Below are 24,307 nucleotides of genomic sequence, written 5' to 3' on the forward strand. Positions count from 1 at the left end.
CGCCGGGAGAGCCCTTCTGTCTCTCACGACTCGACACGGCGCGGAAAGGTTGCCTCCGGCTGTCAGCCGCTCTTCAGCGCTCCTCAGCGCTCCTCAGTGCCGGAACCGGTCGGACACCAGGCGCAGTTGCTGGGACAGCTGGGACAGTTCCATCGCGGCCTGTTCCGTCTGGTTCGCCGCTTCGTGGGTGAGGCTGGTGGTGCCCGCCGTGCGGGTGATGGCGCCGGCGACCGCGGTGGCGGACCGGGCCGCGGCGTCGACGTTCGAGACGATGAGGCCGGTGGCGTTGATCTGGGCGTCGACGGCCGCCGACATCGAGCGCTGCAGCTCGTCGATGCGTTCGATGACGCTGCTGATCCGGTTGATGGCCTCGAACGCGCGCGCCGTGTCGGACTGCATCGTGGTGACCTTGGCGGAGATGTCGCCGGTTGCCGACGCCGTCTCGCGGGAGAGGTCCTTCACCTCGCCGGCCACCACGGCGAATCCGGTGCCCATCGTGCCCGCGCGGGCGGCCTCGATCGTCGCGTTGAGCGCCAGCAGGTTGGTCTGTTCGGCGATCGCCGTGATGATGCTGACCACGGCCGAGACCTCCTCGCTCGAGTTGCGCAGCCGCTCGATGACGCGGTTGGTGTCGGCCGCCAGGCCCACCGCTTCCCGGGCGACCGCGTCGGCCTCGGCCACGGCGGACGTGATCTCCTGGATCGACGTGTCGAGGCCCTTCGCCGCCCGGTTCGCCTGCTCGACGCCGGTGGTGACCTCGCTGATGCCGCGGTTCGCCTCGGCCGCCTCGGCGGACGCGGTGCCCGCGCCGGACGACAGGTGCCGGCTGGTGCTGGTGAGCTCCTCGGAGGCGGCCGCCACCGAACTCGCGTTGCCGCCGATCTCGACCATGGCGGTGCGCAGCGAGCCGACGATCGCGTTGAGGCTGTCGCCGAGCTGGGCCAGCTCGTCACTGCCGCCGATCGACGCGTCGACGGTGAGGTCGTACTCCGAGATGGAACGGGCCACCGCCAGGCAGCGGTCGACCCGGCGAGAGATGCGCCGGCCCAGCCACAGCGCCGCACCGCCCAGGACGAACGCGGCCAGCAGACCGGCGATCAGCACCAGCCGTTCGACGCTGGCGGCCTCGGACGCCGCGCTCTCGTACGTCTGCCGCACGTGGGCGGTGATCGCGCTGCGCAGTGCTTCGATCGCCTCGCCGGCCTTGGCGTCGACCTGGTCGTAGGCGGGACGGGCGGCCAGGGCGGCCGTGCGGCCGGGATCGGACGCGACCCGGCTCGCCAGCGTGACGATCCGCTGGCCGGAGGCGATCAGCTCGTCGAGTGCCGACAGGGCGGCGTCGGCCTGCCCGCGCAGTTCCGGCATGTACCGGGCGACCTCGTCGACGCCGGCACGGGCCTGCGCCACGTTCTCGCCCAGCTTGTCGAGCACTTCCTGGCGCTCGGTGGCGTTGTTCGTGACCAGCGACGCCAGGACGTTGCCGCGGAACAGGGCCTGGGCGATGGTGGTGGACTGGACACCCTGCAACGCCGCGGCCGCATTGCGGGCCGACCGCTGCTGATCGGCCAGCGCCACGGTGCCGCCGTACCCGATGGCGCCGGAAGCGAGAACCAACAGGAAACCCGCCACGGCGAGAGCCGCGATCTGGCGCCGGATCGTGAACGTCATAACACACCCCCGAAAATCCAAGGCTAGTGTTGATTTCGCTCAGGAAGGCCGGAACCGCACCGATGAAAGAAACATGGGACGCCGCGTCGTCTGTCTGCTGCTTGCCGGCCTCGTTCTGATGTCGGGCGCCACCGGCTGCACCGGCGCCGACCAGGACGCGGGCACGCCCGTCGACCGGTTGGCCGAGGCGAGGGCCGCGCTCCCCGATCAGATCAGGAAGGCCGGCGCGCTCGTCGGCGGCACCGACCCGACGTTCGAGCCGATGACATTTATGAAGGACGGCAAATACACCGGTCTCGACGTCGAACTGGTCGAGGCGATCGCGGCGAAGCTGGGCCTCACGGTCACCTGGAACACCGTGAGCTTCGGCGACCTGCTCGACCAGGTCGAGGGCCACAAGATCGACGTCTCCGTCTCGTCGATGTTCGACCGGGCCGCCCGGCAGAAGAAGGCCGACTTCGTCAACTACCTCAACGCCGGAACGTCGATCGTCGTCGGCAAGGGCGTCGGCGACATCGGCGGCATGGCCGGCCTGTGCGGGCGGCGGGTCGCCGTGCAGGCCGAGACCGTCTACGTCGACATGGCCAACAGCCAGGCCGCCAAGTGCGGCGCCAAGCTGACCGTCGTCTTCTCCGACAAGCCGTCCACCGCCGTGGCGACCAAAACGGCCGACGCCGCCCTCAACGACTTCCCGATCGCGGCGCTGGACGTCCAGAACAACGCCGCCCTCGAGCTGTCGGGCCCCCAGATCGAGGCGATCCCGTACGGCATCGGAATCGCCAAGGACCGGAGGGCCCTCACCACGGCGGTGCAGGTCGCTCTCTACTCCCTCATCAACGAGGGCACGTACGACGAGCTGTTGACGAAATGGAAGGTCTCGGAAGGCGCGCTGCGTACGGGCGCCATCAACGGCGGGGCCTGAATCAGGCGAACAGCGCGGCGAACCGGTTCAGGTAGAGCGGCCATCCGTCGTCACCGGCGACGCCGTCGCTCACCGACGGCCAGCCGGCGCCGTGCCGGTCGAGGTTGCGGTGTTCGAGCTCGACGCGCGTGCGTCCCGGTGCTTCTTCGACGAATCGGACCTCGACCTCGCTGGTGTTGTCGAGATCCGTTTCGAGCTGCCACTGCGGGCTGATGTCCCAGCTGAAGACGACCCGGTTCGGCGGGTCGAAGGCGAGGATCCGGGCCCAGCGGCATTCGCTGCCGTCTTCTGCCCGGTCGTAGATGTGGCCGCCGACCTTCTCCTCGAACACCGTCTCGACGATCGGTGCGCGGAGGAGATTGTGTTCGGCCGGTTTGATGTCACCGAATCGCTTGGTGAATGCGGCGAACGCCTCGTTCACCGGTGCCTGCACGACGACGTGCCGGCGTACCACCGTGTCTGTCATGGGTCCTCCTGGTTTTCCACGACGTTCTGAAAACCGTCCAACGCGCGGTTCCAGAACGTGTCGAGCTGGTCGCGGAGCGCGGCAACACCGGCGGGATTGAGTCGGTACACCCGACGGGTACCAGCGGCGCGATCGGTGACCAGCCCGGCGTCCTTGAGCACCTTCAGGTGCTGCGACACCGCGGGTCGGCTGATCGGCAACACGTCGGCCAGCTCACCGACGGCCCGGGGCCGCTCGGCGAGACACTCGACGATCGCTCGCCGGGTGGGATCTCCCAACAGATCCCACGCGTCGCCCGCTTGGTAAGTTTCCACGAACGGTAAGCTACGACTTACCGATGCCGGAGTCAAGACGCGACGATGCCCGCCACGAATCCGTGGCGGGCATCGGGGAGCAGGTGAAATCAGTGGCGGGCGTAGGGGTTCTCGCCGCTGTCCAGGTAGCGCTCGGTGTCGAGGACACCGTCGTGGTCGCTGTCGGTCACCAGCACGTCGACGTCACCGTCGAAGTCGCGGTCGACGGCCAGCGCGTCGATGTTGCCGTCACCGTCGCGGTCGACGCCCACCGTGTCGACACGGCCGTCACCGTTGGTGTCGGAGTAGAACGTGTCCGGGTTGCCGTCGTGGTTGCTGTCGACGATCAGCGTGTCGAGGCGGCCGTCACCGTCGGTGTCGACGAAGGCCTTGTCGATGTCGCCGTCACCGTCGACGTCGTAGGCAACCGCGTTCGCCACACCGTCGTGGTCGGTGTCGACGAAGTACGCCGTCGAACCGTCGGTCTGCTCGGCGGCAACGACGTCGTAACCGTGGTCTTCGTAGCCCGTGTCGGTGCCGGTGTCGGTGTCGGTCTCGGTCGAGGGGTCGTACTCGCTCATTTCTGCTCCCAAATCCCTGGTGACCGGTCCGTCCGGCGTGCACTCAATGTATTCGGTCGGCGCGCGGCGTCTGATCCCCTTAACGTGCCACTCGGAGGACGATCAGCGCGGTCGCGGCGAGCAGCGCGGCGCTCGTCACCAGTCCTAGGAAAAGATCAGAGATCATCGCTAGCGCGAGGCCACACGCGATGCCGCCGGCATACTCGGCCTGGGCAAAGAGCGAGTGGACGGTCGCACGCACGGCGCCCTCCGCCTTCCCGTTCACCCACACGACGCCGAAGCTGCGGGCCAGCGGCAGTGCTCCGGCCGCGAGCAGCACCGCCGCGCTGCCGCTCAACTCCTCCGGCGCGAGGGCCAGCCCGCACACACCGGCCGCCGCCACCGCGACGGCGCCGCCGTACCCGCGGCGGGCGGTGTGCACGCCGTCGATACGACGTTGCACAGCGCGTAACACGGCCGCGCCGGCGAGACACATCACCACGCCGAGGCCGGTGAACCAGAGCACCGGATCCACCGCGAGCCCGGCGTCGACCAGCCGCAGCTGGTACAGCCGGCCGACGTTGCCCGCGAGCCCGTTCACCACGAACGTCGCCACGAGCGGCAGGAGCAGGTTGGCCCGCACCACGGTCGCTCCGCGCGTCAGGATCCGCCACGGCCGCCCGGTCCGCGGAACGAACCGTCGCTCGTCGAACCGCACAACCACATAGAGACCGAGCAGCAGCATCGCGATGCCGGCGAGCACCATGGCCGTGTCCCGGCGGGTGAGCCAGGCCAGCCCGCCCACCGCGACCAGCCCGGTCACCGTCCCGACGAGCTGGGCGCGCTCGGCGCGGATCAGCACGACCGGCACCCGCGCCGGATCGTCGAGCTCGTCGCTGATCCAGGCCACGTCGGCGCCGCTGGCGAACGCCCACGACAGGCCCCACAGCATCTGCGTGAGCACCAGCGGCCCGAAGCCGTCGACCAACCCGGTGGCCAGCATCGCGGTCCCCATGAACAGGTGCGAGACGGCGAGCGACCACCGCCGGCTGACCGCGTCGGCGACGACGCCCGCCGGAACCTCACAGGCGAGCGACACGGCGCCCTGCGCGACGCCGATCAGCACCAGCTGCGACGCCGACAGCCGCGCGTCGACGACGAGATACACGCTGGTGACCAGCCACCAGCCGCGGTGCAGGACGGCGCGGCAGAACGTCCAGAAGACGAACGCCGTCGTCGTACCTGAGGGGTACACCGGGTGACCTCCGTGGGGTGATGCGGTTCGATGGTCCTTCTTCGTAACGTCGAGGTTCGACAGGGAGCGGGGGTGGTTCGATGGTCGGCCGGCTCCACCGGCTGGGCCGGGCGTGGTTGTTGCCGGCGGCGTTGGTCGGTGGCGCGGTGGTGCTCGGGCTGGTCACCGCCGCACGGGTCGCCCAAGACCCGCCCGGATCGTCGGTGCTGTCGTCCGTCGCGTTGGGGGTGGCGCAAGGGCTGCCGCTGGTGCTCGTCATGGTGCGGCCGATGGCCGGGTTCTGGGTGTCGATCCTGGTCGGTGCGTTGGTGAGCGAAACGGTGCGGGCCGGTGGGCCGGGGTCGGTGTGGGCCGAGCCCAGCCTGCTCGTCCACCTCGGGGTGCTGGCGGTGGTCGGGCTGCGGTGCCGGGCCCGGATGCTGCCCGTCCTGTGGTTGGCGACGCTGCTGGCCGGTGCCGCGCTGGTGCAGCGGATGCCGGGCCTGAACGCGTCGCCCGACCTGGTCGAGATGAGCACGCTGTCCGCGGTGGTGCTGGTCGCCGCCGGTGCGGCGGGTGGCCGGCGCGACGCGCTGCGTCGGCTGGCCGCACAGGAGCGCATCAGCCAGGCGGAGCGGGCGCACCGGTCGGTGCTCGAAGAGCGCGCCCGCATCGCCCGCGAGCTTCACGACGTGGTCGCCCACCACATGTCGCTGATCGCCATCCAGGCCGAGGCGGCGCCGTACCGGGTGGCGGATCCACCGGCGGAACTCGCCCGGAGTTTCGCCACCATCCGGGCCAGCGCGGTCGAGGCCATGACCGAGCTGCGCCGCGTCCTCGGCCTCCTGCGCGACGGGGGCGGCCCGATGTACGACCTCGGCGAGCCGTCCCCCGCCGGTGTGTCGCAGCCGCAGCCGCGGCTGGCCGAGGTGGCCGAGCTGGTCGCGGCGGTCCGGGCGGCCGGAGTCGAGGCCGAACTGTCGGTCACCGGAGAGGCGCGGCCGCTCGATCCCGGCGTCGAACTGTCCGGGTACCGGATCGTGCAGGAGGCCCTGAGCAACGTGCTGCGCCACGCTCCCGGTGCCGGGGTGCGGGTCACCGTCGAGCACGGCGGCGACACCGTGACGCTGTCCGTGGTCAACGGCGCCGGCGACCATCCACCGTCCACTGTGGACGGAGTCGGCCACGGGCTGGTCGGGATGCGGGAACGGGTCGCGATGCTCGGTGGGCAGCTGTCGGTCGGGCCCCGCGTCGGCGGCGGGTACGCGGTCACGGCGGTGCTGCCGACCGGGCCGCCGGAGGAGGAAGGATGAGCGGGTGACGATCCGCGTGCTCATCGCCGACGACCAGGCCATGGTGCGGGAGGGGTTCTCGGTGCTGCTCAACGCCCAGCCCGGGATCGAGGTCGTCGGCGAGGCGAGCGACGGGCGTCAGGCGGTGGATCGGGCGGCCCGGCTCCGGCCCGACGTGGTCCTCATGGACGTTCGGATGCCCGGCCTCGACGGCCTCGACGCGACCCGCCGGATCACCGCCGCCGACGGCGCGCCGAAGGTGTTGATCCTCACCACGTTCGACCTCGACGAGTACGTGTACACCGCACTTCGCGCCGGCGCGAGCGGCTTCCTGCTGAAGACGGCCTCGGCACAGGTACTCGCCGACGCGGTGCGGGTGATCGCCGCCGGCGAGGCGATGCTCGCGCCCACCGTGACCCGTCGGCTGATCGCCGAGTTCGCCCGGTTGCGGCCGGTCGAGCCGCCCGCGCCGCCGGCCGCGCTCACCGCTCGGGAGACCGAGATCCTCACGCTGATCGCCGGGGGCCTGTCGAACGCGGAGATCGCCGGCCGGCTGGTGATCGCCGAGCAGACCGTGAAGACGCACATCGGCCGGATCCTCACCAAGCTCGGCCTCCGCGACCGTACCCAGGCTGCCGTCTTCGCGTACAACACCGGCCTGGTGCGGCCGGAGGGGTGGTCCTAGGTCCACCCGGCGAGGGGTTCCAGTGCCATCGTCCGGCGTCAGTTCGTCGATGAGGCTGGCAGCCATGACAACGACGGTTCAGCACGGCAAATTCTCCGGGCGTGTCCTGGCCGGACCGGTGACCCGGCCGGAGCGGGCGCTCGCCCCCGACCTCGCGCGGGGCGCGATGCTGCTCTTCATCGCGCTCGCCAACGCGGCGAACTTCGCGTTCGCCGGCCAACCCGGCCTCGACCCGACACCGCACGGGGTGCAGCGGGTCGTCAACTTCCTGATGGCCACGTTCGTCGACGCGCGGGCGTACCCGGTGTTCGCGGTGATGTTCGGGTACGGGCTGGTGCAGATCGCGCACCGGCAGCGGGCCGCCGGCGCCGACGAGCGGCGGGTGTTGTTGCGGCGCAACGCTTTCCTCGTCGTCTTCGGACTTTTCCACGCCACCCTGCTCTACTTCGGCGATTTCCTGGGCGCGTACGGGATCGTCGGCATCATCGCGACGCTCGTGCTGCTGCGCCGCGGCGACCGGTTCCACCGCGTGGCGCCGTGGCTGTGGGGGATCCAGCTGGTCTACATCGGCTTCCTCGCGGTGACGGCGATCACCGGCATGAAGAGCGGTGACGCGACGGTGGCGAACGTCACCAACCCGTCGCTCGCCGCCGGCTCGTACGCGCAGTCTCTCGTCGACCGGCTCGCCGAGTGGCCGGTGCACACGTCGACGGTGGTGCCGTTCATCTTCATCGTGTGGCTGGGCATCTGGGCCGCGCGCCAGCGCATCCTGGAGAACCCGGCCGCGCACACCGTGCTGCTGCGCCGCGTCGCGGTCGTCTGCCTCGGGATCACGGTGCTCGGCGCGCTGCCGTACGCGATGGTGGCCGCGGGCGTCCTGTACGTCACGCCGGACACCGTCGACAGCCTGTCGATGCTGCAGCAGGCCAGCGGCTGTTACGGCGGCGCCGGCTACGTGGCGCTGTTCGGGCTGCTCGCCGTGCGTCTCGCCGACGGGAGGCGGCGGCCGATCGTGGACGCCGTGGCAGCCCTCGGACGCCGCTCCCTGTCCGGCTACCTCTTCCAGTCAGTGGCCTGGATCACCCTGTTCTCCACCTGGGCCCTCGACCTGGGCGGCTCCACCTGGGTCGCCGCCGGCGCCGCCGTCGCCGTCTGGACGGTGTCCGTCGCCGCCGCGAGGTCGATGGAGCTCGCCTGCTACCGCGGCCCGGCGGAAACCCTCCTCCGCAAACTCACCTACCGCGCGTGACACCCCTGTCGATCTTGCAGTTGTGGTGCCAGGCTGGTGGCGATTAGCTCCGGTTTGGCGGGCACCACAACTGCAAGATCGACTGGATCTTGGGGGTGGTGGCGGGGTGCCGGGTTTGGGCTGGTGACGGGGTTCGCCCCGGGGGGAGCGGGCCTTCGGCGCGGCGCGATGGCAGACTCGTAGCGGATTCGTACTAGGAAGACGGAGGGTCATGTCCGGCAACGGAGCGTGGTACGGCGGCGACGAACCCACGGCGGAGCGGCCACTCGTGCCCCGGCCGGTCGTGCCGCAGCCGCGCACAGCGGCCGAGGACGACCCGCTGGTTCCCCAGCCACGCATAGCGGCGAGGGACGACCTGCCGCCGGTGCCGCAGCCGCTCACACCGCCGTTCGACCCGGCGGCGCCAGCGCCCCGGGCCGACCTGCCGCCGCCCCGCACGGATCTGCCGCCGCCCCCGTCCGACCTGCCACCGCCGTTCCCGGCCTCGATGTACTCGGCCGACGGCGACGTCGTGGACCAGGACCCGCCGCGGTACCCGACCACCGGCGGCGGCGACCAGTACCCGGCCGGCGGCGGGTTCATAGGGCAGGATCCGCCGACCGCCACCATTCCGCGGATCGGCGCCACCGGTGAGCCGTCCGTGCAGCTGACGGCCATCGAGCTCACCACCGACGCCCGGCTGAACGAGGCGACCGAGACCGCCGCCCCGCCGGCGCGGAACCGGCGTGATCTCAGTGCCGGGATCGCCATCGCGCTCGTGATCCTCATGGTGCTCTGCATCGGCGTCGCCGGCTCCAGTTTCCAGGTGTTCACGACGGAGTCCGAGAAGTTCGAGCAGGGCACCTGCGTCGCGCCCGACCACGAGGGGCGGCTGCCCTACCGGCAGGTGGCCTGCACCGATCCGGGGTTCACCCACGTCGTCGTCGGTGTGCTCGACCGGGACGCCGACCACCCGTGCCGCACCGTGCCCGGCGCGTCGACGCTGTTCAGCACGAACTCCACCGTGGTGTGCCTGGGCGTCAAGGGGGTCGACCCGAGCCGGTCGGTCAACATCGTCCGCCAGGGCGACTGCGTCAACGTCGACGGCCCGAACGCGGTCCTGATCGACTGCCGTGACCCGAGCGCGAAGTACCAGGTCGTCAAGCGGCTCACCGACGTGCCGGAGGGCACCAGCGGGGCGTGCGACGGCGTCGAGGGCATCGTCGAGACGTTCCAGTGGAACTGGAAGTCGAACGACCCGGTCGACCGGTCGGAGAACGGCGTCGACGTGGTGCTGTGCCTCGGCGCGTCGCAGTCGGCGATCGACGCCGAGGCGGCCGCCCGGGCGGCGACGTCGACCTGCCGCTTCCTCACCGACGCGGAGGTGTCGGCGACGGTGTCGGCCGCGACGAGCCGGACGTACACCGTCTCCGAGCGCGTCGACGACGGCACGCACTGCGCCTACCAGTTCTCCAGGCCCAGCGAGATCGTGCAGATCGGCTTCTTCTCCGGCGCGAAACTGAGCCCGAAGAACGACAGCGAGTCCCTGACCGTCGACGGGTTCCGCGCGTCGTGGGAGCCGGGCCGGGGCAAGCGCTCGCTCGGCGTGGAACTGCCGGCCGGCACCCTCTACATCAAGGTGCAGTTGACCGGCGTCGGCGACACCACGTCGCGCAAGCTCGCGATCGACGCGTTCAAGTCGGCCCGGTCACGGATCAAGTAGCCCTACGGATTGATCGCCAGGAACACGAACGCGGCCAGCAGCACCAGGTGCACGGCGCCCTGCAACCGGGTCGCCCGGCCGGGTACCACGGTGAGCACACCGACCACGACCGTCAGGCCCAGCAACACGATCTGGGTCGGATCGAGGCCCAGCAGCAGCGGACCGTCGAGCCAGATCGTCGCGATCGCGATCGTGGGAATCGTGAGCCCGATGCTCGCCATGGCCGAACCCAGCGCCAGGTTGAGGCTGGTCTGAACCTTGTCGCGCAGCGCCGCCCGCAGCGCCGCCACCGTCTCCGGAAGCAGCACCAGCAGCGCGATCACGACGCCGACGAACGAGTGCGGGAAGCCGGCCGCGGCGACGCCGGACTCGATCGCCGGTGACTCGACCTTCGCCAGCCCCACCACTCCCACGAGGGCCAGCAGCAGCAACCCGAGGCTGACCAACGCCTGACGATCGGACGGCGGCGCCGCGTGCTCGTCGTCGTCCGAAGCCCCGCCGACCGGCAGGAAGAAGTCGCGGTGCCGCACCGTCTGCGTGACGACGAACGTGGCGTACAGCAGCAGTGAGGCGCTCGCCGCGAACGCCAGTTGCCCGGCCGAGAACTCGGGACCGGGCCGGCTCGTGGTGAACGTCGGCAGCACCAGGCTCAGCGCGGCCAGCGTCGCCACGGTGGCCAGCGCCGCGCCCGTCCCCTCCGCGTTGAAGACCGCGAGCCCGAACCGCGCCGCGCCGACGAGCAGGCAGAGACCGACGATGCCGTTCGCCGTGATCATGACGGCCGCGAACACGGTGTCGCGCGCGAGCGACGACGAGTCCTTGCCGCCAGACACCATCAGCGTGACGATCAGCGCGACCTCGATGATCGTGACCGCGACGGCCAGCACGAGCGATCCGAACGGCTCGCCGACCCGGTGCGCGACCACCTCGGCGTGATGCACGGCCGCCAGGATCGCGCCGGCGAGCACGAGCGCCACCAGGGTGGTGACGACCGCTCCGAGGTCGCGCCCCCACACCGCGCCGAGCAGCAGCACGGCGAGCAGGGGCGTGTACGTCGTCCAGGAACGCAGTGCGCCGATCACCGACCCACCTTCGCAGAAAACGATCAGCGGGTCACACATCTGCGAACAGATCCGATGTTTCCTCGGTCGCCGCTTCCGGCCCTTGCAAGTCTTGCGCAGTTCCCAACAGCCGCTTGCAGCTCGAAGATATTGACGGACGGAGATTGACGCCGCCAGACATCCAATGTTAACTACTTGGCACCGGTGCCACCCGACGCAAGTCCGAGGTCGGTGGGCATCGAGCTTCGTCACTGGTAGTCCGCCATCGGCGGGCGGGCTGCCGCACGTGGTGGCGGAGCCCATCGCCAGCGCGATCTAGAAGGGGATCGTGAAATGACGGTGCGTACGCCGATAATTCTTGGCGCGCTTCTGGCCGGGCTGCTCGTGGTGACCGGCCCGGCGCCGGCCATCGCGGCACCCACGGATGCCGCGTTCAACTCCTCCACCGGTACCTTGAACGTCGATTACGCCAGCTACCTCGCCAAGCACGACATCGTCTACAACCGCGCGAACACCAACCCGTTGCACGGCCTGACCGTCGGCAACGGTCGGACCGGCGCGATGGTGTGGCAGCAGAACGGCCTGACGATGCAGACCTCCGGCGTGGACCTGTCGCAACAGTCGACCTATGCGGCCGGCCTCGTGAACCTCTCGACCACGCCGCAACTCGACGCGGGTGTTTCCAGCTACCAGCAACGACTTTCGCTCCATGACGGCACACTGACCACGCGGTACGACAACAATCGCACGGTCACCGTGATGGGTTCGCCGAACTCCGAGGTGATGGGCATCCACGTCGAGGACTCGCGGCCGGGCGTGAGCGCCGTCGCGCTGAACCTGAGCCTGTGGGACCCGAACAGCGTGCAGAACATCGCCGACGTCCCGAACCTGCAGACCTGGCGCACGGTGGGCACGTTCGCCGACTCCACCGGGGTCGGGCTCAGCCGCGGCCAGGCCGATCCGAACAACTTCGGCTACACCCTCGCGGCCACCGTCGAAGGCGCGGCGTATTCGGCGCAGACAGTCAACGAGACGCAGGTGCGCCTGAACATCACACCGTCGAGCTCGTACACGATCTGGTTCACCGCGGCCAGCCGGATCAACTCCCCCGGGCTGAACTCGGTGCAGCAGGCGAAGAATCAGCTCGCCGCGGTGAAGGCGACCGGGTACGCCACCACGCTCACCAACTACCGCAACTGGTGGCACGCGTTCTGGCAGCGGTCGTTCGTGCAGTACGCCAACGGCGCCGACGACTACCTCGAGAACGTCTACTACCTGGCGACGTACATGATCGCCGCCGGCGGCTTCGGGAACTACCCGCTGCACTTCATCAACGGCGTCTTCCGCGCGACGCAGGACAACTCGAAGTGGAGCAACGGCTACTGGTACTGGAACCAGCGCGACGTCTACAACTCGTTCCTCGCCTCGAACCACGCCGACCTGATGGCCGGGTTCAACCGGCTCTACAGCCGCAACCTGGCCGCGACGAAGGCGTACACGATGACCCGCTACGGCATCGACGGGCTGTGGGTACCGGAGACGATGGGCTGGGACGGCAACGCGCGCGGCACCGTCAACAGCGACTACGTGAACGACCTGTACTCGACCGGCACCGAGGCCGCGTACAACATGTACCTGCAGTACCGGTACACGAGCGACACCGGCTACCTGCAGAACACGGCCTACCCGTTCATGAAGGAGGCCGTGAAGTTCTACCAGGGCCGGCTCTCGCGCGACGCGAACGGCCGCTACTTCATGGCGACCTCGAACGCGCACGAGACGTACTGGGACGTGAAGAACGCGATCACCGACCTGGCGGCGGTGCGCCTGCTGTTCCCGTTGACGATCCAGGTGAGCCAGCAGCTCGGCCTCGACGCCGGACTGCGGGCCGGCTGGCAGACGGTCGTCGACAACCTCGCGCCGTACGCGATCGCGAACGGTGCCTACCTCCCGCACGACCCGCCGACGTCGCCGACGCGCAACAACGAGAACGTGGCGCTGGAACTGGTGTGGCCGTACGACCGCACCGGCATCGGCTATCCCGATTACCAGACCGCGGTGAACACCTTCAACGTGCGGCCGCACCCGTACGGGAACGTGTGGTCGAACGACCACGTGCACGCCGCCCGCCTCGGGCTGGGCGACCAGTCGTACAACGGCATGCGGACGATGCTGCAGAAGTACCAGAACTACCCGAACGGCATGACCAACAACACCAACGGCGTCTTCGAGTACCTCGGCATCCACCTGGCGGCGATGAACGAGTCGCTGATGCAGTCGTACAACGACAAGATCCGGGTGTTCCCGGCGGTGCCGGGCGACGCGAACTTCGTCGGCAAGTTCACGTTGCTGGCCAAGGACGGCTTCCTCGTGAGCTCCGAGCGGGAGGCCGGTGAGGTCAAGTACGTCGGGATCCGCAGCCTGCACGGCAAGCAGGCGCGGGTGGTGAACCCGTGGGGCACCCAGCAGATACGGGTGCGGCGGACGAGCGACAACGCGATCCTCGCGACGTCGACGGGCAACGAGGTGACGTTCGCGACCGCCGCGAACACCACCTACGTGGTGGAGCGCACCGCCAAACCGCTCACGAACTACGCGGCCACGACGCTCACCGGGTCACCGAACCAGGGTCAGAAGTCGTTGGCCGGCACGGCGTCCACGCTCGGTCTCGGCGCGGGCCAGCCGAGCGGGGCGACCGCGCTGCGGGCCCAGGCGAACAACCTCTACGTGCAGGCCGGAAACGCCGGTGCGGCAGCGCTGATCGCGAACGGGCCGGCCGTCGGTCCCTGGGAGCAGTTCGACCTCATCGATCTCGGGAACGGCAACGTGGCACTGCGCGCCCGGGTCAACGGGATGTACGTCTGCGCCGAGAACGCGGGCGCGAACCCCTTGATCGCCAACCGAACCAGCGTCGGCGCGTGGGAGACGTTCGCCCGCGTCAACAACTCCGACGGCACGGTGAGCCTGCGGGCCACCGTCAACAACATGTACGTGGTCGCGGAGAACGGTGGCGCCGCCCCGCTCATCGCAAACCGCACCGCGATCGGCCCGTGGGAGAAGTTCACCCTCACCTCCAGCTAGGAGACCCCCATGCGCAGACCCGTTCTGACAGCGGTCGCCGGACTGCTGCTGTCCACCGTCGCCGTGGTGACCCCCGCCCAGGCGGCACCCCTGACGAACGTCCTCGTGTTCTCGAAGACCGCCGGTTTCCGGCACGACGCGATCCCCGCCGGCATCGCCGCGATCCGGCAACTCGGTACCGCGAACGGGTTCTCGGTGACGGCCACCGAGGACGCGGCCCAGTTCACCACCGCGAACCTGGCCCAGTACCAGGCGGTGGTGTTCCTGTCGACCACCGGCGACGTGCTCAACGCCGCGCAGCAGACGGCGTTCGAGCAGTACATCGCGTCCGGCAAGGGCTACGTCGGCGTCCACGCGGCGGCCGACACCGAGTACGACTGGGCCTGGTACGGCGGGCTCGTCGGCGCGTACTTCCTGTCGCACCCGGCGATCCAGCAGGCGAACGTGCGCGTCGAGGATCGCACCAACGCGTCGACGGCGCACCTGCCGCAGACCTGGACGCGCACCGACGAGTGGTACAACTACCGCACCAACCCGCGGTCACGCGTGCGCGTGCTGGCGAACCTCGACGAGGCGAGCTACAGCGGCGGATCGATGGGCGATCATCCGATCACCTGGTGCCAGAACTACGGCGGCGGGCGCGCCTGGTACACCGGCCTCGGCCACACGCAGGAGTCGTACGCCGACGCCAACTTCACCCGGATGCTCCTCGGCGGTCTCCAGATCGCGGCCGGTTCGGTCACGGCCAACTGCACACCGGTCACCCAGCCGGTGCCGACGGGAGCGGCGGTGCGCGCCCGCGTCAACAACCGGTACGTCGCGGCCGAAAACGCCGGCGCCGGCGCGCTGATCGCCAACCGCACGGCGATCGGTGGCTGGGAGCAGTTCGACGTCGTCGACCTCGGGAGCGGAAACGTGGCGTTGCGGGCGCGCGTCAACGGCCAGTACGTCAGCGCGAACAACGGCAACACCCTCATCGCCAACCGGGCCACGGTCGGCACGTGGGAGACGTTCGCCCGCGTCACCAACTCCGACGGCAGCGTCAGCCTCCGCGTTCAGGCGAACGGGATGTACGTCTGCGCGGAGAACGCCGGCGCCAACCCGCTCGTCGCCAACCGGGCCGCCATCGGCGCATGGGAGAAGTTCGACCTCGTCTCCATCTGAGTCCCGGCCCGTCACCAGCACCCGCGCGGTCCCGAAGGGGCCGCGCGGGCCTCCCCCACCCCCGGAGTGCCCCGATGTCTCGACGAATCCGCCTGCGCCGTGCCGTCGGCGCCCTACTCCTGGCGATTGCCGGCAGCGCCGTTTCCACGCTGTCACCGGCGGCTGCCGCGCCGCCGCCGACCGCCCAGTTCGAGAAGGTGAAGCTCGACGGCGGCCTGTCGATGGGTGAGCCGATCGAACTCGCCGTGCTGCCCGATCTCAAGGTGCTCTACATCAACCGCGGGTCCAGCGCCGGCGGTGGCCAGGTGCGGCTGTACAACCCGGCGACGGGTGCCACCACCGTCGCGCTGACGCTGCAGCTCGACGCGCGGTTCGAGGACGGTCTCATCGGCATCACGCTGCACCCGCAGTTCGCGACGAACCGCTGGGTGTACCTGTTCTACTCACCGGCGAGCACGCCGCTGGTCAACCGGATCTCCCGGTTCACGTTCACCACGGCCACGAACACGCTCGATCCGCAGAGCGAGGACATGCTGATCGAGTGGCCGACCGAGCGGCGGCTGTGCTGCCACTCGGCCGGATCGATGACGTGGGACAGCGCCGGCAACCTGTACTTCGCCGTCGGCGACAACACGAACTCCGGTGGCGACTCGGCCGGAATGGCGCCGATCGACGAGCGCACGAGCCGCGACGCCCAGTACGACGCGCAGCGCACCTCGGGCAACACCAACGACCTCCGCGGGAAGATCAACCGGATCCACCCGGAGAACAACGGGACCTACACGGTTCCGGCCGGCAACCTGTTCCCCGCCGGCACGGCCAACACCAGGCCCGAGGTCTACATCATGGGCGTCCGCAACCCGTACCGGGTCTGGGTCGACAAGCGCATGAGCGACACCCTGTACTGGGGCGAGGTCGGTCCCGACGCCGGCGCCACGATCGCGAACCGCGGCCCGGCCGCCTACGACGAGTACAACCGGGCCACCGCGCCGGGCAACTACGGCTGGCCGTACTGCGGCGGGCCGAACGTCGCCTACAACGACTGGGACTTCGCGGCCAACGCGCCCCGTGGCTGGTTCCCGTGCGGCGGCTCGACCGGTCCGGTGAACAACTCCCCGCGCAACACGGGCCTGCAGCAGCTTCCGCCGACGAAGGGCGCGCTGGTGTGGGAACAGCACGGCGGCAGCCGCGAGTGGCCGGCGCTGGACACCCCGGGCGGGTGCGGGTCACCGAACCACGCCGAGGTCTACCACTACGATCCGGCGCTCGTCTCGGACGTGAAGTGGCCGCAGTACTACGACAACAAGCTCCTCATCACCGAGTACTGCCGCAGCTGGATCAAGGAGATCCAGTTCGACAACGGCAACCCGCGTACCGGCAACCCGACGGTGATCGAGCCGGTGCTCAACGGCATGACGTTCGTGCACCCGATCGACATGGAGTTCGGCCCGGACGGTTCGCTGTACCTGTTGGAGTACGGCAACGGCTACTTCTCCGGCCACGAGACCGCGGGGCTCTACAAAATCAACTACGTCGCGGGTGGACGGTCACCGGTCGCGGTCGCGAAAGCCAATCAGGACAACGGTCTGGCCCCGTTGACCGTCGCGTTCTCCAGCGCCGGAAGCACCGACCCGGACGGCGACCCGCTCAGCTACGCATGGGACTTCGACAACAACGGAAGCGTCGACTCGACCGCCGCCAACCCGACGTTCACGTACACCACGAACGGCGACAAGCGCGCCCGGCTGACCGTCAGCGACGGCACCGGACGCAGCGGCACCGCGCTGATTCCGATCGTGGTCGGCAACAACCGGCCGACGGTGACGGTGTCCGGGGTGCCGAACGGCGGCATCTTCGGTTGGGGCGAGAACCTCACGACCACCGCGTCGGCGAGCGACCCGCAGGACGGCGTCCCGCCCTGCGCCAACGTCGTGATCAGGGCCGCGTTGGGGCATCAGGAACACGCCCACGAGGAGGGCGAGGGGACCGGCTGCGGCTTCACCGTCAACACCGGCGCGGTGCACGCCGGCCCGGACGCCGTGCAGTTCTTCGTGTTGCGGGGCACCTACACCGACCGGGGTCCGGTACCGCTGACCGGTCAGCACGAACTCGTCCTCTACCCGAAGCAGTGGCAGGCGGAGCACTACGTGTCGCTGCACGGCCCGCAGGTCATCGCCGCGACGGGTGCCGAGGGTGGCCGGCGGCTCGGCGACATCCAGAACGGCGAGTACGTGCGGCACCACGCGGTGAGCCTCAAGGCCATCACCGGTGTGCGGGCCCGGGTCTCGTCCGACAAGGCCGGCAACGTCGTCTCGTTCCGGTACGACTCACCGACCGGCCGCGAGGTCGCCCGGGTGACGGTGCCGAACACCGGCGGCTGGGACGCCTACACCGAGGTGACGGCTCCGGTGTCGGCCGGCGACGACGGCACGCACGACCTGTACGTGGTGTTCACCGGCGGAGCGGGCGCGCTGCTCGATCTGGACAGCTACACGTTCACCGGCGCGGGCGTGAGTACGGGCGGCGGGCTGCGCACCGGTCCCATCAGGGCTTTGAACAAGTGCGCCGACATCAACGCGGGCGGCACCGCCGACGGCACCCGGATCCAGGTGTGGGACTGCATGGCCGGCAACGCGAACCAGGCCTGGACCGTCGGCACCGACGGAACCGTGCGCGGCCTCGGCAAGTGCATGGACGTGCAGGCGAGCGGCACCGCCAACGGCACCCGCGTGCAGCTGTGGACCTGCAACGGGTCCGGCGCGCAGCAGTGGGTGGCCGGCGCGAACGGCAGCCTGCGCAACCCGCCGAGCGGACGGTGCCTGGACATCCCCGGCTCCAACACGACGAACGGCACACCGCTGCAGATCTACGACTGCAACGGAACCGGTGCCCAGAACTGGACCCTGCCGTGATTCCGAAGGAGAAAAGCATGCGGAGACGAATGGCAGCAGCCGGGCTGGCCCTCGCCGCCACCGCCGCTACCCTCACCGTGGCGGCGCCGCCGGCCGAAGCGGCCCGGCCGTTGACGAACGTGCTGGTGTTCTCGAAGACCGCCGGCTTCCGGCACGACGCGATCCCCGCGGGCGTCGCCGCGATCCGGCAACTCGGTGCGGCGAACGGTTTCTCGGTGACGGCCACCGAGGACGCGGCCCAGTTCACCACCGCGAACCTGGCCCAGTACCAGGCGGTGGTGTTCCTGTCGACCACCGGCGACGTGCTCAACACCGCACAGCAGAACGCTTTCCAGTCCTACATCGCCGCCGGCGGCGGGTACGTCGGCGTCCACGCGGCCGCCGACACCGAGTACGACTGGCCGTGGTACGGCGGCCTCGTCGGCGCCTACTTCCAGTCGCACCCGGCCAACCAGACGGCGACGATCCGGGTCGAGGACCGCGGCAACGCGTCGACGGCGCACCTGCCGCAGACCTGGACCCGGGTCGACGAGTGGTACAACTACCGCGCCAACCCGCGTGCACAGGTCAAGGTGCTCGCCAGTCTCGACGAAGGCTCCTACAGCGGCGGGTCGATGGGCGGCGACCACCCGATCACGTGGTGCCAGAACTACGGCGGCGGCCGCTCCTGGTACACCGGCCTCGGCCACACCAGGGAGTCGTACACCGAGGCCAACTTCACCCGGATGCTGCTCGGCGGCATCCAGGTCGCCGCCGGTAGCCGGCCCGCCGACTGCCGCGCCGAGAACGGCTACACGCCGCTCTTCGACGGCTCGGCCGCGAGCCTCGCGCAGTGGCGGCAGGCCGGCCCGGGCGGGTTCACGCTCGCCGACGGCACGCTCACCTCGTCGGGCGGGATGGGTCTGCTGTGGTTCCCGGTCCGCCCGTTCGCGAACTACTCGCTGAAGCTCGACTGGATGATGCCCGGCGACGACAACGGCGGAGTGTTCATCGGGTTCCCCGACCCGCAGGGTGACCCGTGGAAGCCCGTCGACCAGGGGCACGAGATCCAGATCGACGCCACCGACGCCGATCCGTCGCGCACCACGGGCAGCGTCTACAGCTTCCGGGCACCCGACGCGGCGGCCCGCGACGCGGCGCTGAACCCGCCCGGCTCGTGGAACACCTACGAGATCGGCGTGCACGGCCAGCGCGTCGAGATCTGGCTCAACGGCGTCAAGGTGAACGACTACACGAGCAACCGGGCCATCGCGTCCGGCTACGTCGGCGTCCAGAACGACGGCGCCGGCCTCGACATCAACTACCGCAACATCCGCGTCCGCGTCGACGCGGACCAGTCGACCGATCTCGCCCGCGGCCGCCCGGTCACCGCGTCGAGCGTCGAGCCCGGCAGCGCGCACGTGGCCGCCAACGCCGTCGATGGCAACAGCGCGACCCGCTGGGGCAGCGCGTACTCCGATCCACAGTGGATGGTCGTCGACCTCGGCCAGACCCGCGCCATCAACCGCGTGCGGCTCACGTGGGAGACGGCGTACGGCCGGGCGTACCAGTTGCAGACCTCCAACGACAACAGCACGTGGACGACCGCGTACTCGACGACCACCGGTGACGGCGGCGTCGACGACGTCACGGTGACCGGCAGCGGCCGGTACGTCCGCGTCCTCGGCACCCAGCGCGGGACCCAGTGGGGCTACTCGCTCTGGGACCTCAACGTGTTCGGCTCCTGACCCCCTCCCCATAGAAGGACACCCGATGCGAAACCTCCCCCGCGTACTGGCGGCCGGGCTGCTCGCCGCCGCCGGCGCCGCGGTCGCGTTGACGACCGACGCCACGCCCGCACCGGCCGATCCGGTGCCACCGCAGGACTACCAACAGGTCAGCCTCGCCACCGGCAGCGCCGAACTCGGCGAACCGATGTCGCTGGCGGTGCTGCCGAACCGTTCGGTCGTCCACACCGCCCGCAACGGCACCGTCCGGCTGACCGACGCCGCCGGCAACACGAAGGTGATCGGGACCATCCCGGTGTACTCCCATGACGAGGAGGGCATGCAGGGCGTCGCCGTCGACCCGGGCTTCGCGAGCAACCGGTACATCTGGCTGTACTACTCGCCGGTGCTCAGCACGCCGGCCGGCGACGCGCCGGCCACCGGTACCAGCGCGACCTGGGCCACCTGGCGCGGCAACCTGAACCTCAGCCGGTTCACGCTCAACGCCGACGACACCATCAACCTCGGCAGCGAGCGGGTGGTGCTGCAGGTCCCCAACGACCGCGGGATGTGCTGCCACGTCGGCGGCGACATCGACTTCGACGCCGCCGGCAACCTGTACCTGACGACCGGCGACGACACGAACCCGTTCGAGTCCAGCTCCTACTCCCCGCTCGACGAGCGCACCGATCGCAACCCGCAGTACGACGCGCAGCGCAGCAGCGCGAACACCAACGACCTGCGCGGCAAGGTGCTCCGCATCACGCCGCAGGCCAACGGGACGTACACCGTCCCGGCGGGCAACATGTTCCCGGCGGGCACGGCGAACACCCGTCCCGAGATCTACGCGATGGGCTTCCGCAACCCGTTCCGGATGAGCGTCGACAAGCCAACCGGGATCGTCTACCTCGGCGACTACGGACCCGACGCGGGCGGGCCCGACCCGAACCGCGGCCCCGGCGGGCAGGTCGAGTTCAATCGCATCACCGCCCCCGGCAACTACGGCTGGCCGTACTGCACCGGAACCAACACCACGGCCGAGACCTACACCGAGTACACGTTCCCGTCCGGGCCGGCCGGGGCGAAGTACAACTGCGCCGGCGGTCCGACCAACAACTCGTTCCGCAACACCGGCCAGCAGACGCTTCCCGCCGCGAAGCCGAGTTGGATCCGGTACGGCGGCGAGGCCGGCTCACCGCCGGAGTTCGGCGGCGGCAGCGAGTCGCCGATGGGCGGGCCGGTCTACCGCTACAACGCCGCGCTCAACTCGCCGGTCAAGTTCCCGCAGTCGCTCGACGGCCGGTACTTCGCCGGCGAGTACGGACGGCGCTGGATCAAGGCGATCACCGTCAACTCGAACGGAACCTACGGCGAGATCTCGGCGTTCCCGTGGACCGGCACGCAGGTCATGGACATGGCCTTCGGTCCGGACGGCGCGCTCTACGTGCTCGACTACGGCTCCGGCAGCAACAACCAGGCGCTGTACCGGGTGGAGTACATCGGCGGCGGCAACCGCAGCCCGATCGCGGTGGCGAACGCGTCACCGACCTCCGGCCCCGCGCCGCTCACCGTCCAGTTCACCTCGACCGGCAGCTCCGACCCGGAGGGTGGCGCGCTCACCTACCTGTGGACGTTCGGCGACGGCACCACGTCGACGGCCGCGAACCCCAGCAAGACCTACACGGCGAACGGCCGGTACACGCCGACGCTGCGGGTCACCGACCCGACCGGGCTCTCGGCGACAGCGAGCACGGTCGTGACCGTCGGCAACACCGCGCCAACTGTGAACCTGACGACGCCGATCAACGGGCAGCTGTTCAACTTCGGCGACACCGTCTCCTTCACCGTCGGCGTCAGCGACCCGGAGGACGGCACCATCAACTGCTCGCGCGTCACCGTGGCGTACCTCCTCGGGCACGACAGCCACTCGCACGAGATCACCCGCACCACCGGATGCAGTGGCACGATCACCGTTCCGACGGACGGCGAACACGACGCCGCGGCGAACGTCTACGGCGTCTTCCAGGCGTCGTACACCGACAACGGCGGGCTGACGAGCACCAGCACCCGCACCCTGCAACCGAAGCACCGCCAGGGTGAGCACTTCGGCACCCAGAGCGGCGTGCAGATCGCGGCACACGCCGCCGCCGAGGGCGGCAGCACCGCCGGATTCATCGAGAACAACGACTGGATCGCGTACACGCCGTACGCGTTGCAGCCCGCGAACCGGTTCACCGCACGGGTTTCCTCCGCCGGCAGCGGCGGCACCATCGAGGTCCGCGCGGGCTCGTCGACCGGCACGCTGCTCGGCAGTGTCGCGGTGCCGGTCACCGGAAGCTGGGAGACGTTCACGAATGTCACCGCGGCACTGAACCCGGGACCGGCCGGAACCACCTCGCTGTACCTGGTGTTCAAGGGTGGCGCCGGCAACCTGTTCGACGTCGACGCGTTCACGCTCGACACCGGAACGACCCAGCCGGGCGGCGCCGCGACGCTGAAGGCGTTGGTGAACAACCTGTTCGTCACCGCCAACAACGGCACCGCGCCGCTGATCGCCAACAAGACGACGGTCGGGTCGCTGGAGCAGTTCGACGTGGTCGACCAGGGCGGCGGGGTCGTTGCCCTGCGGGCCCGCTCGAACGGCATGTACGTGTGTGCCGAGAACGGCGGCGCCAACCCGCTCGTCGCGAACCGGGCCGCCGTCGGCGCGTGGGAGCGGTTCGTGCTCGTGCGCAACGCCGACGGCAGCGAGAGCCTGCGGGCCGAGGTGAACGGCATGTACGTGACGGCCGAGAACGCCGGCGCGGCACCGCTGGTCGCGAACCGCGCGGCGATCGGTGCGTGGGAACGCTTCGACCTGGTGACGCCATGAGGATCCTACGAATCGTCGCAGCGCTGCTGTTGACCGTCGGCTTGGCCGTGGTGGCCAGGCCGGCGGCGGCGGCCGAGCCCACGGTCCAGGCCGCTCCGCTGGCGAACAACGTCCACATCTTCTACTACTCCTGGTACGGCAGCCCGCAGGTCAACGGCAGCTACCGGCACTGGCCGCAGGGCGGCTTCACGCCACCGCTCTCGATCGGGGCAAACTTCTACCCGGTGCGCGGTGCCTACGACTCCGGCGACTACACCGGCGCGGTCGAGCAGCACATGGCGTGGATCGCGCAGGCCCGGATCGGCGTGATCGTGTACAGCTGGTGGGGCCGCGGGTCCTATGAGGACAATCTCGCCGCCGGGGTGCTGGCCGCCGCGGCGCGCCACGGCATCAGGGTCGCCTGGCATCTCGAACCGTATTCGGGACGCACGGCACAGTCCACTGTGGACGACATCAACTACATCACCGGACGCTACGGCGCGAGCCCGGCGTTCCACCGTGATCCCGCGTACGGCAACCGCGCGCCGTTCTACGTGTTCGAGAGCCTACGCATCACCGACTGGTCGGCGCTGCAACAGGTCCGGTCGACGGCGATCGTGCTGGCGCAGACCACCGACACGTCGAAGGTCGCGAACTTCGGCGGCATGTACACCTACGACGCGATCGCCGGCAACACCGCACCCGGCTGGGCGAACGCGGCCGCCTACTGCCGGGCGAACGGGCTGGTGTGGGCGCCGTCGATCGGCCCCGGGTACATCGACGACCGCGCGGTGCCGGGCAACACGACGCCGACGCTCGACCGCGAGAACGGCGCCACCTACGACCGGCAGTGGACCAACGCGCTGAACAACGGCGCGAACTGGATCTCGATCACCTCCTTCAACGAGTGGCACGAGGGCTCGGTGATCGAGCCGGCGAGCTCGAACCCGCCGGCGGGCAACGGCTACCTGACGTTCCAGGGCGCCTACGGCACCAGCGGCACGGCGTCGGAGACGGCGTACCTGGACCGCACCCGGTACTGGATCGACAGGATGAGTCCGGTCACGGCCGTCTCGCTGCGCGCGCGCGTCAACGGGCGGTACGTCGCGGCCGAGAACGCCGGTGCCGCAGCGCTGATCGCCAACCGGACGGCGGTCGGCGCGTGGGAGCAGTTCGAGCGGATCGACGCCGGCGGGGGCGCGATCGCGTTGCGGTCGCGGGTGAACGGTCTCATCGTGACGGGCGGCGACGGCTCGGCGCCGCTCATCGCCAACCGCACCGCGATCGGCCCCACGGAGACGTTCCAGGTGGTGTCCAACGCCGACGGCAGCGTCGCGCTGCGGTCGGCCGCCACCGGCCGGTACGTGGCGGCGGAGGGCGCGGGCGCGTCGCCGCTGATCGCGAACCGGACCGCGATCGGTTCGTGGGAGAGGTTCGACCTGCTCCCAGTGTGATCGGATG

The 24,307-nt window shown here is 70.0% G+C and carries 17 protein-coding genes; 11 read left to right on the plus strand and 6 right to left on the minus strand.

All coding sequences use genetic code 11. From position 1 onward, the window contains the following. Positions 1-93 precede the first annotated feature (93 nt). Positions 94-1,668 carry a methyl-accepting chemotaxis protein gene (locus Vau01_RS32645; RefSeq protein ID WP_204000646.1) on the minus strand — a complete coding sequence of 525 codons (1,575 nt, stop codon included), beginning with the start codon at positions 1,666-1,668 and terminating at the stop codon, positions 94-96. Positions 1,669-1,741: 73 nt separating this feature from the next. Here Vau01_RS32645 and Vau01_RS32650 point away from each other — a divergent pair, with 73 nt between their 5' ends. After that, entirely contained in the window at positions 1,742-2,590 is an 849-nt protein-coding gene (locus tag Vau01_RS32650) for a transporter substrate-binding domain-containing protein (RefSeq protein ID WP_204000648.1), read from the plus strand. A 1-nt stretch (position 2,591) separates the two neighbouring features. Here the strand turns inward: Vau01_RS32650 and Vau01_RS32655 are convergent, their stop codons facing one another. The 4 genes from Vau01_RS32655 to Vau01_RS32670 form a co-directional block, all read right to left on the minus strand. Beyond that, positions 2,592-3,056, minus strand: a complete 465-nt coding sequence (locus tag Vau01_RS32655; protein ID WP_204000650.1) for an SRPBCC family protein — start codon at positions 3,054-3,056, stop codon at positions 2,592-2,594. Continuing rightward, positions 3,053-3,370, minus strand: coding sequence for an ArsR/SmtB family transcription factor (locus Vau01_RS32660; protein WP_204000652.1), 318 nt, complete (start codon positions 3,368-3,370; stop codon positions 3,053-3,055). Before Vau01_RS32660 ends, Vau01_RS32655 begins: the two co-directional genes overlap by 4 nt. A gap of 89 nt (positions 3,371-3,459) precedes the next feature. After that, a complete protein-coding gene (locus tag Vau01_RS63675; RefSeq protein WP_239152031.1) occupies positions 3,460-3,930 on the minus strand; it encodes a hypothetical protein in 471 nt (156 codons plus the stop codon). Between the two features lie 79 nt (positions 3,931-4,009). Further along, complete coding sequence (locus tag Vau01_RS32670) at positions 4,010-5,164, minus strand: MFS transporter (RefSeq protein ID WP_204000655.1); 1,155 nt, start codon at positions 5,162-5,164, stop codon at positions 4,010-4,012. Positions 5,165-5,244: 80 nt separating this feature from the next. Here Vau01_RS32670 and Vau01_RS32675 point away from each other — a divergent pair, with 80 nt between their 5' ends. From Vau01_RS32675 to Vau01_RS32690, 4 genes are all read left to right on the plus strand, one after another. After that, complete coding sequence (locus tag Vau01_RS32675; protein WP_204000658.1) at positions 5,245-6,456, plus strand: sensor histidine kinase; 1,212 nt, start codon at positions 5,245-5,247, stop codon at positions 6,454-6,456. A 4-nt stretch (positions 6,457-6,460) separates the two neighbouring features. Then, positions 6,461-7,120: a response regulator gene (locus tag Vau01_RS32680; protein ID WP_204000659.1), complete on the plus strand. Its 660-nt coding sequence runs from the start codon at positions 6,461-6,463 to the stop codon at positions 7,118-7,120. A 64-nt stretch (positions 7,121-7,184) separates the two neighbouring features. After that, a complete protein-coding gene (locus Vau01_RS32685) occupies positions 7,185-8,369 on the plus strand; it encodes a DUF418 domain-containing protein (protein ID WP_204000661.1) in 1,185 nt (394 codons plus the stop codon). Between the two features lie 211 nt (positions 8,370-8,580). After that, on the plus strand, positions 8,581-10,071 hold the full coding sequence (locus Vau01_RS32690) for an LppU/SCO3897 family protein (RefSeq protein ID WP_204000663.1): 1,491 nt from the start codon (positions 8,581-8,583) through the stop codon (positions 10,069-10,071). A gap of 2 nt (positions 10,072-10,073) precedes the next feature. On the opposite strand, the gene Vau01_RS32695 is transcribed toward Vau01_RS32690, so the two are convergent. Continuing rightward, positions 10,074-11,153, minus strand: a complete 1,080-nt coding sequence (locus Vau01_RS32695) for a calcium:cation antiporter (RefSeq protein ID WP_239152032.1) — start codon at positions 11,151-11,153, stop codon at positions 10,074-10,076. Positions 11,154-11,465: 312 nt separating this feature from the next. On the opposite strand from Vau01_RS32695, the gene Vau01_RS32700 reads away from it, so the two are divergent. The 6 genes from Vau01_RS32700 (at position 11,466) to Vau01_RS32725 (ending at position 24,300) form a co-directional block, all read left to right on the plus strand. Further along, the gene (locus Vau01_RS32700; protein WP_204000669.1) at positions 11,466-14,213 is read left to right on the plus strand and encodes a glycosyl hydrolase family 95 catalytic domain-containing protein; all 2,748 of its coding nucleotides are present in this window, start codon (positions 11,466-11,468) and stop codon (positions 14,211-14,213) included. A gap of 9 nt (positions 14,214-14,222) precedes the next feature. Further along, on the plus strand, positions 14,223-15,377 hold the full coding sequence (locus tag Vau01_RS65340) for a ThuA domain-containing protein (RefSeq protein ID WP_204000672.1): 1,155 nt from the start codon (positions 14,223-14,225) through the stop codon (positions 15,375-15,377). 74 nt (positions 15,378-15,451) lie between these two features. Next, positions 15,452-18,289: a ricin-type beta-trefoil lectin domain protein gene (locus Vau01_RS32710; protein WP_204000675.1), complete on the plus strand. Its 2,838-nt coding sequence runs from the start codon at positions 15,452-15,454 to the stop codon at positions 18,287-18,289. A 17-nt stretch (positions 18,290-18,306) separates the two neighbouring features. Continuing rightward, entirely contained in the window at positions 18,307-20,016 is a 1,710-nt protein-coding gene (locus tag Vau01_RS32715; RefSeq protein WP_204000676.1) for a ThuA domain-containing protein, read from the plus strand. A 25-nt stretch (positions 20,017-20,041) separates the two neighbouring features. Next, complete coding sequence (locus Vau01_RS32720) at positions 20,042-22,867, plus strand: PQQ-dependent sugar dehydrogenase (protein WP_204000678.1); 2,826 nt, start codon at positions 20,042-20,044, stop codon at positions 22,865-22,867. After that, positions 22,864-24,300, plus strand: coding sequence for a glycoside hydrolase family 99 protein (locus tag Vau01_RS32725; RefSeq protein WP_204000680.1), 1,437 nt, complete (start codon positions 22,864-22,866; stop codon positions 24,298-24,300). The genes Vau01_RS32720 and Vau01_RS32725 overlap by 4 nt, the downstream gene beginning before the upstream one ends. The last annotated feature ends 7 nt before the right edge of the window (positions 24,301-24,307 follow it).

It is taken from the genome of Virgisporangium aurantiacum (assembly GCF_016863635.1).
In the GTDB taxonomy this organism is placed as follows: Bacteria; Actinomycetota; Actinomycetes; order Mycobacteriales; family Micromonosporaceae; genus Virgisporangium; species Virgisporangium aurantiacum.